Origin of the sequence: Bradyrhizobium sp. SZCCHNRI1029 (assembly GCF_032487555.1) — a bacterium.
Lineage (GTDB): Bacteria > Pseudomonadota > Alphaproteobacteria > Rhizobiales > Xanthobacteraceae > Bradyrhizobium.
In genome coordinates this window covers 196,298-214,653 of the sequence record NZ_JAUEUK010000003.1, presented here as the reverse complement: position 1 = coordinate 214,653, position 18,356 = coordinate 196,298, and the positions used below count along the sequence as shown (strand labels likewise).

The 18,356-nt window shown below is 66.2% G+C and carries 20 protein-coding genes; 16 read left to right on the top strand and 4 right to left on the bottom strand.

Going from position 1 to position 18,356, the window contains the following annotated elements:
* Positions 1-99 precede the first annotated feature (99 nt).
* From QW861_RS10145 to QW861_RS10085, 13 genes are all read left to right on the top strand, one after another.
* A complete protein-coding gene (locus QW861_RS10145; protein WP_315827505.1) occupies positions 100-1,338 on the top strand; it encodes an ABC transporter substrate-binding protein in 1,239 nt (412 codons plus the stop codon).
* Between the two features lie 66 nt (positions 1,339-1,404).
* A complete protein-coding gene (locus tag QW861_RS10140) occupies positions 1,405-2,271 on the top strand; it encodes an ABC transporter permease subunit (protein ID WP_315711674.1) in 867 nt (288 codons plus the stop codon).
* The gene (locus QW861_RS10135) at positions 2,271-3,326 is read left to right on the top strand and encodes a branched-chain amino acid ABC transporter permease (protein ID WP_316192986.1); all 1,056 of its coding nucleotides are present in this window, start codon (positions 2,271-2,273) and stop codon (positions 3,324-3,326) included. The genes QW861_RS10140 and QW861_RS10135 overlap by 1 nt, the downstream gene beginning before the upstream one ends.
* A gap of 1 nt (position 3,327) precedes the next feature.
* Positions 3,328-4,056, top strand: a complete 729-nt coding sequence (locus QW861_RS10130) for an ATP-binding cassette domain-containing protein (protein WP_315711676.1) — start codon at positions 3,328-3,330, stop codon at positions 4,054-4,056.
* Positions 4,053-4,754, top strand: a complete 702-nt coding sequence (locus tag QW861_RS10125; RefSeq protein ID WP_316175316.1) for an ABC transporter ATP-binding protein — start codon at positions 4,053-4,055, stop codon at positions 4,752-4,754. The genes QW861_RS10130 and QW861_RS10125 overlap by 4 nt, the downstream gene beginning before the upstream one ends.
* Positions 4,755-4,840: 86 nt before the next feature.
* Positions 4,841-6,355, top strand: a complete 1,515-nt coding sequence (locus QW861_RS10120; protein ID WP_316170157.1) for an amidase — start codon at positions 4,841-4,843, stop codon at positions 6,353-6,355.
* A complete protein-coding gene (locus QW861_RS10115; protein WP_316170158.1) occupies positions 6,355-6,657 on the top strand; it encodes a putative quinol monooxygenase in 303 nt (100 codons plus the stop codon). Before QW861_RS10120 ends, QW861_RS10115 begins: the two co-directional genes overlap by 1 nt.
* Positions 6,658-6,821: 164 nt before the next feature.
* A complete protein-coding gene (gene ureE, locus QW861_RS10110; protein ID WP_316170159.1) occupies positions 6,822-7,271 on the top strand; it encodes an urease accessory protein UreE in 450 nt (149 codons plus the stop codon).
* Positions 7,264-7,941 (top strand): urease accessory protein UreF, encoded by a 678-nt coding sequence (locus tag QW861_RS10105; protein ID WP_316192985.1) that lies wholly within the window; start codon positions 7,264-7,266, stop codon positions 7,939-7,941. Before ureE ends, QW861_RS10105 begins: the two co-directional genes overlap by 8 nt.
* Before the next feature lie 16 nt (positions 7,942-7,957).
* Positions 7,958-8,656: an urease subunit beta gene (ureB, locus tag QW861_RS10100; RefSeq protein WP_316192984.1), complete on the top strand. Its 699-nt coding sequence runs from the start codon at positions 7,958-7,960 to the stop codon at positions 8,654-8,656.
* Between the two features lie 3 nt (positions 8,657-8,659).
* Complete coding sequence (ureC, locus tag QW861_RS10095; RefSeq protein ID WP_316192983.1) at positions 8,660-10,366, top strand: urease subunit alpha; 1,707 nt, start codon at positions 8,660-8,662, stop codon at positions 10,364-10,366.
* Positions 10,363-11,007 carry an urease accessory protein UreG gene (gene ureG / locus QW861_RS10090; RefSeq protein WP_316192982.1) on the top strand — a complete coding sequence of 215 codons (645 nt, stop codon included), beginning with the start codon at positions 10,363-10,365 and terminating at the stop codon, positions 11,005-11,007. Before ureC ends, ureG begins: the two co-directional genes overlap by 4 nt.
* Positions 11,004-11,864: an urease accessory protein UreD gene (locus QW861_RS10085; RefSeq protein ID WP_316192981.1), complete on the top strand. Its 861-nt coding sequence runs from the start codon at positions 11,004-11,006 to the stop codon at positions 11,862-11,864. Before ureG ends, QW861_RS10085 begins: the two co-directional genes overlap by 4 nt.
* On the opposite strand, the gene bla is transcribed toward QW861_RS10085, so the two are convergent.
* On the bottom strand, positions 11,819-12,688 hold the full coding sequence (bla, locus tag QW861_RS10080) for a class A beta-lactamase (RefSeq protein WP_316192980.1): 870 nt from the start codon (positions 12,686-12,688) through the stop codon (positions 11,819-11,821). The two genes, QW861_RS10085 and bla, sit on opposite strands and share 46 nt — an antisense overlap.
* A 14-nt stretch (positions 12,689-12,702) precedes the next feature.
* Positions 12,703-13,494 (bottom strand): exodeoxyribonuclease III, encoded by a 792-nt coding sequence (gene xth / locus QW861_RS10075; RefSeq protein WP_315711692.1) that lies wholly within the window; start codon positions 13,492-13,494, stop codon positions 12,703-12,705.
* 78 nt (positions 13,495-13,572) lie between these two features.
* Here xth and QW861_RS10070 point away from each other — a divergent pair, with 78 nt between their 5' ends.
* Positions 13,573-13,815, top strand: coding sequence for an aldo/keto reductase (locus QW861_RS10070; protein WP_316165307.1), 243 nt, complete (start codon positions 13,573-13,575; stop codon positions 13,813-13,815).
* A gap of 431 nt (positions 13,816-14,246) precedes the next feature.
* On the opposite strand, the gene QW861_RS10065 is transcribed toward QW861_RS10070, so the two are convergent.
* Together QW861_RS10065 and styA are read right to left on the bottom strand one after the other, a co-directional pair.
* A complete protein-coding gene (locus tag QW861_RS10065) occupies positions 14,247-14,774 on the bottom strand; it encodes a flavin reductase family protein (RefSeq protein ID WP_316170164.1) in 528 nt (175 codons plus the stop codon).
* A gap of 23 nt (positions 14,775-14,797) precedes the next feature.
* Positions 14,798-16,045, bottom strand: a complete 1,248-nt coding sequence (gene styA, locus QW861_RS10060; protein ID WP_316192979.1) for a styrene monooxygenase subunit StyA — start codon at positions 16,043-16,045, stop codon at positions 14,798-14,800.
* Between the two features lie 95 nt (positions 16,046-16,140).
* Between styA and QW861_RS10055 the strand changes: the two genes are divergently transcribed.
* Positions 16,141-17,046 carry a LysR family transcriptional regulator gene (locus tag QW861_RS10055; RefSeq protein ID WP_316192978.1) on the top strand — a complete coding sequence of 302 codons (906 nt, stop codon included), beginning with the start codon at positions 16,141-16,143 and terminating at the stop codon, positions 17,044-17,046.
* Between the two features lie 416 nt (positions 17,047-17,462).
* On the top strand, positions 17,463-18,203 hold the full coding sequence (locus QW861_RS10050; protein ID WP_316192977.1) for a metallophosphoesterase family protein: 741 nt from the start codon (positions 17,463-17,465) through the stop codon (positions 18,201-18,203).
* Positions 18,204-18,356: the final 153 nt, after the last annotated feature.

The window sequence follows — 18,356 nt, the reverse complement described above, 5'->3', positions numbered from 1 at the left end:
GCGCAAGGTGCGCCCCAAAAAACACTTGCCTTTTCAACTATTGTAATTTTAAACTTTGCGCGACTTGTGCAACAGCATCACCAACCGATGGGGACCCAGATGACTTTTTCCCGCCGTCGTTTTCTGCAACGCTCGGCCATCGCGACGTCGACCTTGATCGCGGCACCTGCGGTGTTCCGCTCAGGCGCGCTCGCGGCCGAGAACCCGATCACCGTCGGCAGCCTGCATGACCAGTCGGGCCCGATCGGCACCTCCGGCACGCCGATGGTCTATGCGCTGCAGCTCGCCGTCGAGGAGATCAACGCCGCCGGCGGCCTGCTCGGACGTCCCTTGAAGGTGATCCACTACGACACCCAGTCCAACATCCAGCTGTACTCGCAATACGCCCAGCAGCTCGCGGTGAAGGACAAGGTCGACGTCGTCCACGGCGGCATCACTTCGGCCTCGCGCGAGGCGATCCGGCCGACCTTCGACCGCTTCAAGGTGCTGTACTTCTACAACACGCTGTACGAAGGCGGCGTCTGCGACCGCAACACCTTCTGCACCGGCACGACGCCTGCGCAGACGGTGGAGAAGCTGGTGCCGAGCGCGATGAAGAAGGCGGGAAAGAAGGCCTACATCATCGCCGCCGACTACAATTACGGTCAGATCACCGCGAAGTGGATGACCAAGTACTGCAAGGACAATGGCGGCGAGATCCTCTCGACCGACTTCTTCCCGCTCGACGTCACCAATTTCGGCTCGACCATCTCGAAGATCCAGGCGGCCAAGCCCGACCTCATCCTGTCGGCGCTGGTCGGCGGCAACCACACCGCATTCTACCGGCAGTGGACCGCCGCCGGCATGAAATCGAAGATCCCGATCGCCTCGACCACCTTTGGGCTCGTCAACGAGCCCTCGACGCTGGACGCGGCGGAAAGCGATGGGGTCATTGGCGCCTACGGCTATTTCGAGGAGCTGACCACGCCGGCCTCCAAGAGCTTCGTCGAGAAGATCAAGAAGGCGCATCCGGATTCGCCTTACATCAGCGAGCTCGCCTCGTGCACCTATGAAGGCGTGATGCTGTGGGCCGAGGGCGTCAAGAAGGCCGGCAGCATCGACCGCATGAAGGTGATCGAGGCGCTCGAAAGCGGCCTCGTCTTCGATGGTCCGAGCGGCAAGGTCTCGCTGGACAAGCCGACCCATCACACGGTTCGCAACGCGTTCCTTGCCGAGGTGAAGGACCGCAAATGGTCGGTGCTGGAGACCTACACCGACGCCAAGCCGGCGGACACCGCGAGTGTCTGCGACCTCGTCAAGAACCCGAACGATACCAAGCAGTACATCATCAATCTCTGACGCGCTTTCGGGTCCCGCCGCATCGGCGGGACCCGTTGTCTCCTGGACTGCCTGGAAAGACCCCGCATGGCGATCTACGTCATCCTCGCGCTCGACGTCCTCAATGGAATCTCGTCGCTGTTCCTGCTGTGCCTGGGACTGGCGATCATCTTCGGCATGATGAAGATCATCAATCTCGCCCATGGCGAGTTCATCATGCTCGGCGCCTATGCGACCGTCATTTCCGCCAATGCCGGTGTGAACATCTGGATCGCGATGCTGATCATTGCGCCCTTGTTCGTCGGCATCGTGGGCCTTGTCATCGAGCGCTGCCTGATCCGCTTCCTCTATGGCCGTCTCGTCGATTCGATGCTTGCGACCTGGGGCCTCAGCCTCCTGATCATCGGGATCATCACGACGATCTATGGCAACACCCAGCAGGGCGTGCCGACGCCGCTCGGCGGCTTCTCGATCGGCTCATATCAGTCGAGCTATTACACGTTGTTCCTCGCATTGATGGCGGCGGTCATGATGGCGATCATCTATGGCGTGATGCGCTACACCCGCTTCGGCCTGGTCGCGCGCGCCACGATGCAGAATCCGGCGATGGCGGCGACGCTCGGCGTCAACCCGGCTCGGGTCTACATGAGCACGTTCGCGCTCGGTGCGGCGGTGACCGGCCTCGCCGGCGGCCTGCTGGCGCCGGTCTCCGGCATCACCCCGGTGATGGGCGGCGCCTATGTCGCGAAGGCGTTCATGACCGTGGTCGGCGGCGGCGCCGCGATCCTCTCCGGCACGCTCTCGGCCGCGAGCCTGTTCGGCTCGGTCAACCAGATCGGCGCCTATTTCACCACGCCCGTCTATGGCGAGGTGATCGTCTTCACCACCGCGATCGTGCTGATCCGCTTGCTGCCGCAGGGCATCTCCGGGCGCTTCTTCAAGGGAAACCTGTGATGGACAAGCACCTCCGTCTTTCCGGCCAGGTGGGCGCGATCGTCCTTGCCATCGCAGCGATTGCGATCGTGCCGAGCGTGATCGAGCTGTTCGCGCTGATGCAGCTGACGCTGTTCGCTGCAATGGCGGTGCTGGCGCTCAGCCTCGCCTTCATCTGGGGCTTCGGCGGCATCCTGTCGTTCGGACAGACCGCGTTCTTCGGGCTCGGCGGCTATGCCTATGCGATCGCGGCCATCAATTTCCAGGACTCGACGCCTGCGATCCTGGTGGCCATCGCGGTCCCGGCGACGTTCGCGGCGATCCTCGGCTATTTCATCTTCTTCGGCCGCATCTCCGACGTCTATCTCGGCGTCATCACGCTCACGGTGACCCTGATCCTGTTCAACTCGGTCAACTCGACCTCGGGCGATGCGTACAAGATCGGCAAGGCGCTGCTCGGCGGCTTCAACGGCATGCCAGCGGTGCCGACCTTCAACATGCCGTTCGATCCCTCGACCGTGCTGTCGCCCGAGCAGTCGTGGTGGACCACGGCCTATGTGCTGCTCGGCGTGTTCCTGCTGCTGCGTCTGCTGCTGGCGTTGCCGGCCGGGCGCATCATCGTCGCGGTGCGCGAGAACGAGGTGCGGGCCTCGCTGCTCGGCTACGACCCGCGGCTGGTGAAGTGCCTGACCTTCATCCTCGGCGGTGCGATCGCTGGGCTTGCCGGCGCGCTCTACGTCAACTGGGGCGCCTTCGTCAGTCCGACCATCTTCAGCCTGTCGCTGTCGGCGGAGATCATCATCTGGATCACGGTCGGCGGGCTCGGCACCTTGTTGGGGCCGATCATCGGCTGCGTCGTCATCGAATACATCGTCGCCTATATCGGCTCGCAGCAGCTGTTGAACTCCAACCTCGTGCTCGGCGGCGTGCTGGTGATCTTCGTGCTGCTGCTGCCGAAGGGCATGGTGCCGACCGCCCGCGATCTCGTGATGCGGCTGATGCCGGCCTCCAAGCCGAAAGCCAATGGTCCACCGGTGCAATCCGCTGCGGCGCCGCATCCTGCAGGAGCCGAATGACATGGCAGACCTCGTTCCTCTGCTCAAGGCCGAGCACCTGACGATGCGCTTCGGCGGCGTCGTCGCCAATGACGACATCACCTTCACCCTGCAGGAGATGGAGTTGCGCTGCCTGATCGGCCCGAACGGCGCCGGCAAGAGCACGTTCTTCAAGACGCTGACCGGACAACTGGTGCCAACGTCGGGCAGCATCGCGTTCCGCGGCATGCCGATCGCGGGCAAGCTGTCGCACGAGATCGCGCGCATGGGCATCGGCATCAAGACCCAGGTCCCGAACGTATTCAACGGCCTCTCGGTGCGCGAGAACATCTGGATGGCGGTGCGCCGCAAGGCGACCCCGCGCCAGCAGGGCCCGGCGGTCAATGCCGTGCTCGAGATGATCCGGCTGACCGACTACGCCGACAGCATCGTCGCGACGCTGTCGCACGGCCAGCGCCAATGGGTCGAGATCGGCATGGTGCTCGCCGCCGAGCCCGAGCTGATCCTGCTCGACGAGCCCGCCGCGGGGATGACCGACGAGGAGACCTTCCACACCGCTGCGATCATCCGCGAGATCAACCAGACCCGTGCGATCGTGGTCGTCGAGCACGACATGGAGTTCATCAAGCAGATCGCCAAGCGCGTGACCGTGTTCCACCAGGGCCGCGTGCTGGTCGAGGACACCGTCGACAAGGTGCTCGCCGACCAGCGCGTCCGCGACGTCTATCTCGGCAAGAAGGTGGCGGCATGAGCGCGCTTCTCGAAGTCAACGGGCTCAAGTCCGGCTATGGCCGGATCCCGATCCTGTTCGGCGTCGACCTGACGGTCGCCGACGGCGAATATCTCGGCATCCTCGGCCATAACGGCATGGGCAAGACCACTGCGCTGCGCACCTTGATGGGACACCTGCCGACCACCGACGGCTCGGTGGTGTTCGCCGGCAAGACCATCACGCATCTGAAGCCGCACGAGCGCTCGCGGCTCGGCATCGGCCTGGTGCCGCAGGGCCGGGAGATCTTTCCGGACCTTTCGGTCATGGAAAATCTGCGCATGGGGCTCGCCGCGGCTCCCAAGGAGGACCGTAGCGTCATCGATGCCGTGCTGCAGGATTTTCCGCGGCTGGTCCGCCTGCTCGACCGCCGCGGCGGCGCGCTGTCCGGCGGCGAGCAGCAATTGCTGGCGCTGGCACGCTGCCTGTGCACCAAGCCGAAGCTGATCCTGTTGGACGAACCGACCGAAGGCATCCAGCCGTCGATCATCGAGGAGATCATCGAGACGCTGCTGGCGTTGAAGTCGCGCTGGAAGATGTCTTTGATCGTGGTCGAGCAGAACCTCGAATTCATCACGTCGTTATCGGACCGCATCCTGCACATCCAGAAGGGGCGTATCACAGAGGAACTCGACCGTGAGACTCTCCTGGCCCGGGAAGGTCAGATGGTCCCGAGCTAGAGCCCGTACCGGCGCAGCTGCGCCGGCCCATTGAACTGACAATCTGCTGTCTCTGCCCAGCTTGTCCTCACAAGAAAGGATGACTCATGTCCATCAAACGCCCGAATGCCGAGGAAGTCGCCGATCTCGCCGCCAGCCTGCACATGAACATGACGGTCGAGGAGGCCGCCGAATATCTGTCGCTGATGGGCGGCATGTTCGACCAGTACGATATCATCGATGAGCTGCCGAACCCGCTGCCGCCTGTCAAATATCCGCGCACGCCGGGCGCCAAGCCGATGCCGAAGGAGAACAAGTACAACGCCTGGGCGATCAAGACCGAGGTCAAGGGCGCAGCGGGCGGCAAGCTCGCCGGCCGTAGCGTCGTGCTGAAGGACAACGTCGCGCTCGCCGGCGTTCCCATGATGAACGGCTCGACCACGCTCGAAGGTTTCATTCCCGCCGCCGACGCCACCATCGTCTCGCGCATCCTCGATGCCGGCGGCACCATCGTCGGCAAGGCGGTGTGCGAGCACTTCTGCCTGTCCGGCGGCAGCCACACCTCCGATCCCGCGCCGGTGCACAATCCCTGGAAGATGGGCTATTCGGCGGGCGGCTCGTCCTCGGGAAGCGCCGCGCTGGTGGCGGCCGGCGAGGTCGACATGGCGATCGGCGGCGACCAGGGCGGCTCGATCCGCATTCCAGCGTCCTATTGCGGCATCTACGGCATGAAAGCCACCCACGGCCTCGTGCCCTACACCGGCGTGATGCCGATCGAATCGACGATCGACCACACCGGGCCGATGACCAAGTCGGTCGCCGACAATGCGCTGCTGCTCGAAGTGCTGGCCGGCGCCGACGGTCTCGATCCCCGGCAATATGCGCCGAAGGTCTCGGCCTACACCGAGGCACTCGGCAAGGGCGTCAAGGGTCTCAAGATCGGCGTGCTCAAGGAAGGCTTCAGCGCGCCCAACATGGAAGAGGGCGTGGTCGCCAAGGTCAAGGCTGGCGCGGAGCGCTTCGCCAAGATGGGCGCGAGCGTGTCGGAAGTCTCGATCCCCGAACACATGCATGCGCTGGCGGCATGGAATCCGATCACGCTCGAAGGTTTCCTCGTGCAGATGATGCTCGGCAACGGCATGGGGTTCAACTGGAAGGGCCTTTACGATGTCGGTCTGCTCGATGCGCATTCCGGCTGGCGCACGCGCGCCGACGATCTGTCGGTGACGTTGAAGCTGACCATGCTGGTCGGGCAGTGGGGCCTCGAGCACTATCGTGGCCGCTACTACGCCAAGTCGCGCAACATCGCGATTCAGGCCAAGGCGGCCTATGATGCCATGTTCGGCTCCTACGACCTGCTGCTGATGCCGACCCTGCCGTGCGTCGCCACGCCGATCCCGGCCAAGGATGCGCCGCTCGCCGAGGTGGTGCAGCGCGCCTTCGAGATGACCGCGACGACCAGCCCGTTCGACGTGACAGGCCATCCGGCGATGACCCTGCCGTGCGGCCTCTCGGACGGCCTGCCGGTCGGCCTGATGCTGATCGGCAAGGACTACGCCGAATCCACCATCTACCAGGCGGCGGCGGCGTTCGAGGCCGACGGCGACTGGAAGACCTTCTGATGATCACCATCACCGCGGTCATCAGGGCCAAGGCGGGACACGAGGCCACGATGCGCGACGCTCTCGTCGCCGTCGCGGCCCATGTCGCGGCCAACGAGCCGGAGACGATCGGGTTCTTCATCTCGCAGAGCGAGACCGAGCCCGGTCTGTTCACCACCTACGAGCGCTTCGCCGACAAGGCCGCGATGGACCGCCACAACGGCTCCGCCGCGGTGGCGACCTTCTTCGGCGTCGCCAAGCCGATCCTCGACGGCGAGGTCATTCTCGTGACGTCGCAGGAGGTGTCGGCGACGCTGCGGTAGTGCGCTGGGAGGTACCAACCGTCTCCACAGTCATTCCGGGGCGATGCGACAGCATCGAACTATGGTGCGCAATTGCGTACCTGAGGATCTCGAGATTCCGGGTTCAGCCCTGGCGGGCTGCCCCGGAATGACAGTGATGACGTCAACGAGAGGAAATCACGCCGATGCTCCGTTTGCACGGCATCATAGGACGCGCCGACGACAGGGCCTATGCCGGCCGGCTCCATGCGCTGGAGCATCGCGGCGGCATCGAGCTGTTGTTCGTGCCGCCGGAGGACGCCGGCCGCAGGCGCTTCCGGCTGACCACCGATCGCGGCACCGACTGCGCCGTCAGCCTCGATCGCGACGAACAGCTCGTCGACGGCGCGCTGCTGCATCTCGATTCCGATCGCGCGATCATCGCCCGCTTCGGTGAGGAGCAGGTCTGGCACCTGCGCGCGCGCGATCCGGCCTGTGCGCTGAAGCTCGGCTGGCACGCCGGCAACCTGCACTGGCGCGTCCGCTTCGAAGACGATCATCTGATCGTGCTGCTCGATGCCCCGCTCGACACCTATCGCGCCCGCATCCAGCCGCTGCTCGATGCCGGCGAGGTCGTGGAGCGCGATCATGTTTGACCGCGGCGAGGCGCTCGCGCTGCTGCAGCTCGGCGACAGTGCCTTTCCCGCCGGCGGCTTTGCGTTCTCCTGGGGCATCGAAGGCCTCGCGGCCGACGGCCTGCTGTCCGGTCGCGCCGACCTCGACGGCGTTATTGCCGATCACCTCGCGCAGCGCTGGGCCAGCATGGATCGCATCCTGCTCCGCCGCGCCTGGCACGCCGACGACATTGCCGCGATCGCCGCCGTGGATCGCCTCGCCGAGGCGACAACGCCGTCGGCCGAGATGCGCGAGGGCTCGCGGCGCGCGGGCAGGGCGCTGCTCGGCGTCTGGGTCAAGCTCGCCGGTCCGTTATCTCAGGCGTACCGTGCCCGCGCTTCTGCCGATGCGCGGCTCGGACATCTGCCGGTGGTACAAGCCATCACCGGCCGCGATGCCGGCCTTGGCCTCGACGCGGCCGAACTGGTCTCCGGCTGGACCCTCGTCGCCGGCCTCGTCAGCGCCGCCGTGCGGCTCGGCCTGATCGGCCACATCGAGTCGCAGCGCAGCCTCGCGCTTGCCCGCGCACGGCTCGCCGATCTGCTCGACGAGACACCCGCCGACGACGCGATGCCGTCGAGCTTCACGCCCTTCATCGACATCGCCGTGTCGCGCGGTCCGCTGCGGCACGTGCGCATGTTCACGACCTGACCAGAGGTGCCGCGCCATGATGAACCTGACGCCGACCGAGATGGATCGTCTCGTGATCTTCAACGCCGCGCAGATGGCGCGGCGCAACCGCTTGCTCGGCATCAGGCTCAGCCATCCGGAGGCGGTGGCCTACATCACCGACGAGGTGATGACCGCGGCACGCCGCAATTTGCCCTATGCCGAGATCCGCGACATGGCCGGACGGCTGCTCACGACCGACGACGTCGAGCCCGGCGTCGCCCAGATGATCCCGATGCTCTACGTCGAGCTGATGTTCGCCGAGGGCACCAAGGTGATGGCGCTGTTCGAGCCGATCCAGCCGGCCGAAGGCACTGCGGGTGACGCGTTCGTGCCCGGCGAAATCATTGCGGGCGGCGACGACATCGCGATGTTCACTGAGCTGCCGGCGGTCACGCTCGACGTCGTCAACACCCGCGACCGCGACATCCAGGTGCGCAGCCACACCCATTTCTTCGAGGTCAACCGCGCACTGTTGTTCGATCGTGCCGTCGCCTGGGGCATGAAGATCGATCGTCCGGCTGGACTCGGCGTCCGCTTCGAGCCGGGCGTCACCAAATCGGTGCGCCTCGTGCCGATCACCGGCGACCGGATCGTGCGCGGCCAGGCCGGACTCGTCAACGGCTCGCTCGATGCACCCGGCGCCCGCGATGCCGCGCTGAAGCTCGCGCAGTCGCGCGGCTATCTGGGAGCTTAGATCATGGCCACGCTGACCCGCCGCGCCTATGCTGAGCTGTATGGCCCCACCAAGGGCGATCTCATCCGGCTCGCCGACACCAGCCTGCTCGCCGAGATCGAGCACGACTACACCACCTACGGTCATGAGCTGCTGGTCGGCGCCGGCAAGAATTTGCGTGACGGCGAGGCCGTCGCAGCGCACCGCACCTCCCAGCACAAGGCCCTCGACGTCGTCATCAAGAACGCCACCATCGTCGACGCCGTCGCCGGCATCGTGAAGGCCGACATCGGCATCCGCGACGGGCGTATCGTCGGCATCGGCAAGGCCGGCAATCCCGACGTGATGCCGGACGTGCATCCGGACATGGTGGTCGGCCACACCACCGCGCCGATCGCCGGCGGCCCGTTCATCGTCACCGCCGGCGCGATCGAGAGCCACGCCCATCTGATCTCGCCGGAGCAGTCGGATCACGCGCTGGCCGGCGGCACCACGACCATGATCGGTAACGGCTCGGGGCCGGTGTTCGATGTCGGCTCGGGCTCGGGGCCGAATTTTGGGCACTTCCTGAAATCGATCGAGTTCTCGCCGCTGAACTACGCGTTGTTCGGCCGCGGCGGCTCCGATCCCGAAGCTGTCGAGGAGGCGGTTGCGGCCGGCGGCATGTCGGTCAAGATCCACGAGGACTTTGGCGCCGCGCCCGACGTCATCGACAAGAGCCTGATCGCCGCCGACCGCAACGACTTCGCCGTGCATCTGCACACCGATTCGATCAACGAATACGGCTTCTGCGAGGACACGATGGCGGCGGTCGACGGCCGCACCATCCACATGTATCACGTCGAGGGCGCCGGAGGCGGCCATGCACCCGACCTGCTCAAAGTCGTGTCCTGGCCGAACGTGATCCCGTCCTCCACCAATCCGACCAATCCCTACACCTCCTACGGCATGGAGGAGGGCGTGCCGATGACGATGATCTGTCATCAGCTCAACTACAACGCGCCCGAAGACGTCATGTTCGGCGAGGCGCGGGTGCGGGCGCAGTCGATGGCGGCCGAGGATTTCCTGCACGACATGGGCGCGATCTCGATCTTCGGCACGGACACGCAAGGCATGGGACGTCTCGCCGAGAACGTCGCCAAATGCTGGCAGCTCGCCAGCGTGATGAAGGACCGCATCGGTCGGCTGCCCGAGGAGACCACCGCGCGCGCCGACAATGAGCGCATCAAGCGCTACGTCGCCAAGCTCACGATCAATCCCGCCATCGCCGTCGGCATCGATCATGTCGTCGGTTCCATCGAGGTCGGTAAGATGGCCGATCTCGTGCTGTGGCCGCGCGCCTCGTTCGGCCTCAAGCCCTACATGGTGATCAAGAACGGCTTCCCGGTGTGGGCCGCGATGGGCGACGGCAATGGCAGTCTGGGTCTCTCCGAGCCGATGATCCAGAAGCGGATGTGGGGTGCGCTCGGCGCAGCGCCACAGCGGCTCGGCGTCAACTTCATGTCGAAGCTCGCGGTCGACGCCGGCATCCGCGCCAAGCTTGGGCTCGGCCGTGAGAGCGTGCAGATCAAGAACGTGCGCCGGCTGCGCAAGACCGACATGGTCCGCAACGCGGCGATGCCGCATGTCGAGGTCGATCCGCAGACCTTCGAGGTCCGTGCCGACGGCAAGCTGCTGATGTGCCCGCCCGCGACGACCGTGCCGCTCGCGAGGAGGTTCATGCTGCGATGAGCCGTCTCGCTCTCACCCGCACCGATGCGCCGATGACCGCCGCGCGCGTCGGCATCGGCGGTCCGGTGGGCTCCGGCAAGACCGCTCTGGTCGAGCGCCTGATCCCGGCGCTGCAGGCGCGCGGCATCGGCATCGCGGTCATCACCAACGATCTCGTCACCGCCGAGGATGCCGAGCGCGTCCGCCGCTCGGGATTGATCGACCCGGCGCGCGTGTCGGCGGTCGAAGCCGGCGCCTGTCCGCACACCGTGATCCGCGAGGACCCGACGCTCAACATCGAGGCCGCCGACGAATTGGAGCGGCGCTTTCCCGGCGTCGAGCTGATCCTGCTGGAGAGCGGCGGCGACAATCTCGCCTCGACCTTCTCGCGCGACCTCACCGATTTCTGGATGTTCGTGATCGACGTCGCCGGCGGCGACGACATCCCGCGCAAGCGCGGCCCCGGCGTGATCCGCGCCGATCTGCTCGTCATCAACAAGGTCGATCTCGCCCCGCATGTCGGCGTCGATCTCGATCGCATGCGGCGCGAAGCGGCCGAGGTGCGCGGCGGCCGTCCGGTGCTCTTGACCAACTGCCGACGCGGCGAGGGTATTGATGCGATCGTCGATCTGCTCGAGCGCGAGGTGCTGTTCCGCAAGTGAGCGCTTCAGCCCCAGAGCCGCCGCGGCTCGATCTCTCCTTCGTTCGCCGCGGCGGCCGCACCATGATCGACCGCCGGCTGTTCGCGTGGCCGTTCGTGCTGACACGCAGCTTCCACACCGATGCCGAGCGGCCGGACCTGCTCAGCGTGATCCTGCAGACCGGCAGTGGCGCGGTGCATGGCGAGGACCGGCTGGTGCAGCATTTCACGCTGCATGCAGGCACGGCGGTCGGCGTGACCACCCAGGGCGCCACGTCAGTGCATCGCGCCGAGCCGGGGGCGCGCGCCATGGAGCAGGTGCTGCTGCGTGTCGAGACCCATGCGTCGCTCGACTACAGGCCCGAGCCGCGCATCCTGTTTCCCGATGCTGCCTTGTGCCAGGTGCTCGAATTGGACTGTGCGCAAGACGCCTCGGCGCTCGTCACGGACGCCTTCACGATGCACGATCCGAACGGGCAGGGGCGGCTGTTCCGCGAGCTTAACTCCACCCTTATCGTCCGCAGGCCGGGCGATGAGCCACTCCTGATCGACCGCATGCATCTGCGCGCTCCCGCGATGGCGATGTTCAAGGGCCACCGCGCCTTTGGGACAGCCGTGCTGGTGTTACCGCCGGGGCATGATCGCGCTGCGCTCCGTCAGCATTCCGTCGGTGCACTTGCGCGGATCGACGATCTGTATGCCGCGGCGAGCCTGCTACCTCACGATGCCGGCATCAACGTGCGCCTTGCGGGCCGCGAGATGCGCCAGCTCCGCGCCGGCTTCGACGCGATTGCAGCGGTCTATCGCGAGATCGATCTCGGCGCGCGCGCGGTTCAAGCCCCGAGCACGTCCGCAACAGCCCGCCCGACGGCGGCATGAACCGCGTTGCGCTTGTCGTCGCTGGCCTTGGTCTCGGTGAGATAGCTGCTCACGACGACCGGCACGCGCCCTGTCGGCCAGATCACGGCGACATCGTTGCTGCTGCCGCGCTCGCCCGCGCCGGTCTTGTCGCCGATGCGCCATTCGCCGGGCAGGCCGGCGCGCAGCTTGGCGCCACCGGTCTTGCAGGCGATCAGCCAGCCATTCAGGATGTCGCGCGATGCCGCCGACAGCGCCGTGCCGGTCGTCAGCTTCGCCAAGGTCTGCGCCATCGCCGCGGGCGTCGTGGTGTCCCTGGGATCGCCGGGCACGCTTTCATTGAGCGCAGGCTCGATGCGGTCGAGCCGGGTGATGGCGTCGCCGAAGCCGCGGATGGCGCGGGTCAGGCCGGCGGGGCCGCCGAGGCTCGCCAGCAGCAGATTCGCCGCCGTGTTGTCGCTGAGCGTCACGGTCGCCTCGCACAATTCGCCGACCGACAGGCCCGACGTCCCCACATAGGCCTTGGTGACCGGCGCGTAGGACAGGATGTCTCCTTGCGCGATGGGAATGCGGCGCGAGAGCTGCTCGGTGCCGGCATCGACCTTGGTGAGGATCGCGCCCGCCAGCAGCGCCTTGAAGGTGCTGCACATCGGGAAACGCTCGTCGAGCCGATGGCCGCTGAGCGCCCCGCTCGCGGTGTCCAGCAGCGCCACGCCGAGTCGCCCGCCGCTGTCGGCTTCGATGCCGGCGATGGTGGCCTGCAGGTCGGCGGCAAGCACCGGCTTCGCCGCCAGCAGCGGCACGATTGCGAGCGGAAACAATTGCCGCCGTGTGTAGATCGTCATGGACCGTCCTCGAGTTACGCCGTCTCGAGATCGAAATCGGCCCACACCGGCACGTGATCCGACGGCTTCTCCCAGGCCCTGACATAGCTGTCGATGCCGACCTCGACCAGCCGGTCGCTGGCCTGCGGCGACAACAGCAGGTGATCGATCCGGATCCCCGCGTTCTTCTGCCAGGCGCCGGCCTGATAGTCCCAGAACGTGTACTGCCCCGGCGCATCGGTGACGGCGCGCAGCGCGTCGGTGAGCCCGAGGCCGAGCAGCGACTGGAAGCTCTCGCGCGTCTCCGGGCGGAACAGCGCGTCCTCGACCCAGGCCTCGGGGTTGGAGACGTCGGCGGCAGCGGGGATCACGTTGAAGTCACCTGCGAGGATCAGCGGCTCCTCGGTCTTCAGCCGCTCACGCGCGTAGTCACGAAGCCGCGACATCCATTTGAGCTTGTAGGGATATTTTTCCGTGTTCGGCGGGTTGCCGTTGGGCAGATAGAGGCAGGCGATGCGCACCACGCCGTGCTTGAGACTGACCACGCCCTCCAGGAAGCGCGCATGCACGTCCTCGGCATCGCCGTCGAGCCCGGACTTGGTTTCGTCGAACGGCAGCTTCGACAACAGCGCGACGCCGTTGAAGGTCTTCTGGCCGTGCGTCACCACGTTGTAGCCGAGCGCCTCGATCTCCAGCCTTGGGAATGCGTCGTCCGTGCACTTGATCTCCTGCAGGCAGACGATGTCCGGGGAGCATTCCTTGAGCCAGGTCAGGAGGTGATCGATCCGCTGCCGGACCGAATTGACGTTCCAAGTGGCGATACGCATTGGCTTGAGGTTCCCGGGGGGAAGGAGAAACGGCCCCGGTTAGATCAAGCCGCGACCACTCCGGTCAAGGCGGATGGCGTGGGAATCACAGGCGGGCGCAACATTCCGCAGGTGGCGCTGAACTGGCTGCTGCAGCGCCCGACGGTCGCGACCATCATCGTCGGCGCCCGCAACGAGAGCCAGCTGATCGAGAATATCGGCGCGGTCGGCTGGAGCCTGACGGCGGAGCAGGTGGCCACGCTCGACGCCGCGAACGACACGCCGGCGGCCTATCCGGTCTGGCATCGGCGCGGCTTCCCGATGCTGAACGAGCGTCGCTAGTCCAGGACGAGCGGAACTGCTGTGGATCATCAGCCTGAGGCCTCGTGCCTGCAGTGCCGATCCATTTGACGACGACGCCGGACGGGACGTAAAATTAGGTTCGATCGTCACGTGGCCGCGCTTCGGTCATTCTGGAGCCGCCACAACGGGGGGCATCGACCCCGGACTGATCGGCGGTTGAGCCTCACGACTGTGCCGGACCCGCAGTCTTCAATGTGACGATGTTTGGCTCACTAAGTCGTCCCGGCGGACCGCATCAGATTTTCGTTGAAGAGAGAACCTCTCGCTCCTCACCCTGAGGAGCCCGCCGCGGACGGGCGTCTCGAAGGGCGAGGCCAACGCTGCGGCCTCATGGTTCGAGACGGCGCTGCGCGCCTCCTCACCATGAGGGTAAGCAGCGGCGGCTTGAAGGACACTGGCCACCCGCGCGATCAGATCGTCCACCCCTCCGCCGGATACGCCAGCCCATCGCTTGGCACTATCTCCGCGCCCAGCCCATTGCGAAACCGGCTGGCGTAGAATGCCAGCGGCAGGCCGTCCTGGTGGCGGCACCAGCGGACCTCGCCGATGAACAGCGTGTGGTCGGCGATCTCGACCGTGTTCACGACCTCGCAGCCGAATTGCGCAATGGCCGCCGGCAGCAGGAAGAAGCCGTCACGCGCGTCCAAGGCAGGCGCGCCCTGTGCGAGGGCCGCGCCGGCGAAATGCCGGCCGATCGCGACATCATCGGCCGCGAGCACATTCACCGCATAGCGGCCGGACGCGCTCACCGCCTGCCAGGTGCGGCCGCGCTTGAGCGAGACCAGCACCGTCGGCGGCTGCGTCGAGACCGTGGTGAAACTGTTGGCGGTCATGCCGACCGGCGCGCCGTCGCCATCGCTGCTGGTGACGACGGTCACGCCGGTGGAGAACCGCGACGCGGCTGCGCGAAAACCCACGGCATCCGGATGATGGCTCATCGGCCGCTCTCCGTCATCACGCCTCACGCCGCGAGCCGCGTCCGCTCGTCGATCCAGGCATGAATGCGCCGGTCGCTCGCCAGCCGGTCCCACTGCCGCTCCGGGTAGTTGAAATTGTCGGTGAACTCGTCGCAGAGCCCGCGATCCTGCGCCATGGTGAAGATCAGCCGGCCCATCGCCTCCGACGGCGGCTGCAGCATCAGGTTGGTCCAGCGCGCCGCGGCGAGCACGCGGTTTTCGCGGGCGCGATCGACCGTCTCGACGAAGCGGTCGTCGAACGCCACCGCCTCGGTGATCGCCTTGCCGAGTTCGAACGCAGCATAGGAGGCCATGTTGGCACCCTGGCCCATCATCGGATCGACCACGGAGTGCACGTCGCCGAGCGCGATCGCGATCTTGCCGTCGTCGAAGCTGACCGAGGAGCGCCGCACGGTCGGCACCACGGCGCCCTGCAAGAGGTCCAGCGGCTGCAGATCGAAGCGGTGCGTGTCGATCCGGTTGTAGGTGTGCGGATGGTGCTTCTCCAGCTTGTCGAGCAGCGTCTGCCGGAAGGCCGAGGGATCGGCGTCGTAGTTGAGCGACACCAGCTCGGCCATGTCCCCGCCGGGAATGTTCTCCATCAGCAGCGCCGTCTTCATGCCGCCGAAGGTGAGCGTCGGAATCACGATCATCTCGCCATGGCCCGGAGAGACCGACAGCGTCACGCCGCGCGGATCGTCGCCCTCGGGGCTGCCGTGGTCGACGCCGTCATAGAGGCCGACGCAGAGCAGGCGCTGCGGCTGGTTGTAGGGCGACAGCTCCGGCCGGTGGCTGAACATCCGCCCCAGCGCGCCCTTGCCGGTCGAGACCACCAGCAGGTCGAAGCGCGCCACCAGCGCCGGAATGTCGTCGTCCTGGATGCTGGCATATTCGATCGCGCCGCCGCGGTCCTCGAAATCCTTCATCAGCGCCGGCAGGTAGATCCGGTAGTCGACCGCGCGGCTCGGCTGCTTGAAGGCCCCGCGAAAGAGCAGGGGGCTGCCGGGGAAATTGAAGTAGTGATCGTGGTGGTGATAGACGAATTCGGGACTGTCCCAGTGGTTCACGCCGAGCTCGTTCTCGCGCGCCACGGTGATGCCGTGATGGGCCACCGTGTTCATCAACCGCGTTGCAGCATACTGTTCCGGCTCGCGGTCGGTCAGAACCGTGGCCTGGATGCCTTTCTTCTGCAGATGCAGCGCCAGGTGCAGCCCGCCGATGCCGGCCCCGACGATGCCAATCGACTTCTCCATGGTCTCCCTCCGTTTGATTTTTTGAGAGGCTAGACCGGCCCGCCTCCTGACGTATACGGAATGACGAGAATAAAACTCATTCCGGGGAGGAATGGATGGACCGGATCGACGCGCTGCAGACCTTCATCCGCGTCATGGAAGCCGGCAGCTTCACCCAGGCCGCGGCCGATCTGGGCCTGGGACAGCCGGCGATCACCAAGCGCATCGCGCTCCTGGAGGAGCAGTTCGGCTGTCGCCTGTTCGTCCGCACCACGCGCAAGCTCCGGCCGACAGCCGAGGCCGATCGCGTCCTCAAGCTCGCCAAGGACATCGTCAGCTTGTTCGAGAGCGCGGGCATGCCGTCGCCGAAGCGCGTCGGCGCGCCCTCGGGCACCTTGCGGATGACGGTGCCGACCTCGTTCGGCCGCCATTTCTTCAGCGACGTCTTCGCCGAATATGGCCGCCGTTATCCCGAGGTGCGGCTCGACATCCGCTTCACCGAGCAGTTCGTCGACCTCGTGGAGACCGGGACGGAGCTCGCCATCCGCATCGGCGTGCTCAGCTCCAGCTCGCTGGTCGCGCGGCGCGTCGGCACGGTCAAGCGGCTGCTGGTTGCGGCGCCATCGCTGCTCGCAAGACACCGCCCGCCGCGGTTGCCCAATGATCTGCGCCAGCTCCCCTGCGTGACCTATTCGCGGCTGTCGCCGAAGAACGAGTGGAGCCTCGAATCCGAAACCGGCCGCCACGTCGTCGGCATCACGCCCTCGCTCACTTGCGACGACGCCGACATCATGACCCTGGCGGCGCTGGAAGGCCTCGGCGCCGCCGTGCTGCCGGACTGGTGCGCGGTTCAACACATTGCGTCAGGCAGGCTCATCCATCTGCTACCCGACTACGACGTTTCGTCGCTGCCGCTTCACGTCGTCTATCCCGACCCGCAATGGATGTCGCACCGCGCCCGCCTGTTCCGCGACCTGATCATCGAGCGCGCGGATGTGTTCGCGATCGGGGCGCTGCAGTGAGGGAATTTTCGCAACCACCAAGGGAGCAGTGCCCTCGCGACAAACGCGACTGTCTTCGCCGGGCTCGACCGGGCGATCCAGTGCGCCGAGGCGGTTGTGGCGATACCGATGGACCGCGGCGTACTGGATGCCCGCCTGCGCGGGCATGACGGCGAGGATGTGGCTGCATGGGAGCTGAAGACGCGCAGCGACGCCTCAGCGTCGTGAGCGCCGAGGCCACCGCCTCCGCTGCAGTATAGGCGAGCGAGGAGGCGCCGCGCTTTAGTCCATCCGGCGTCTCCACCGTCGTTGCGAGCGAAGCGAAGCAATCCAGGGCCGCCAAGGACTCTGGGTTGCTTCGCTTCGCTCGCAATGACGAGGATGCTAGAGTTCTACCTCAAGCGACTGAAGAGAGACGGGACTGCGAGGGGGCGACAATGCGGCTGGCTGTGATTTCCGACGTGCATGGCAATCTGCCGGCGCTGGAGGCGGTGCTCGCGGACATCAAGATGCGCGGCGTCGATGCCACGGTCAATCTTGGCGACTGCGTGACCAGCCCGCTGTGGCCGCGGGAGACGTTCGATCTGCTGCAATCCCTGACGCTGCCCACGGTGCGCGGCAACCACGATCGTTGGATCGAGGAGTTGCCGGAAGAGAAGCTCTCTCCGGCCGGCCGCTTCGCGCAGGCCGCGCTGACCGCTGAACAGCGCCGTGTGTTGCATGCCCTGCCGGCGCGGATCGCGCTGGAGCATGGCATCCTCGCTGTGCATGGCACGCCAGACGATGACTGCGCCCTCCTGCTCGAAGAGATGCTGGACGATGGCCGCTACGTCCCGGCGCGCCGCGACGTGCTCATCTCACGTCTCACCAACATCGGCGGTGCCACGCTGGTCCTGTGCGGCCACAGCCACCGGCAGGCGGTGGTGCAGGTGCCCCGTGGGCCGCTGGTGATCAACCCCGGCAGCGTCGGCTGCCCGGTGTTCGGCGACATCCCGATCGCAGCCCAGCTCGAACATCGCTCGCCGCACGCGCGCTACGCGGTTCTGACCGAGCGACGCGGACATTGGCAGGCCGAGCTGCTGGCGCTGACCTATGACTGGGATCACGCGGCGGCGCGTGCCGCCGAAAACGGTTTTCCGCATTGGGCCAGTGCCTACGCCTCCGGCGCGGTGCTGTGAGGGATCAGCGAACAATGACGTGGTGATTGCGATCCCGCGTGCACGTCGGGCAAATCGATTCACCGCATGACCCATGTTGGCGATGCCAATTGGGCGCAGCCGGCGTCGAATAGCGTGCGCCGAGAGATTAATTCCACGAGCGCCTTCAAGCTG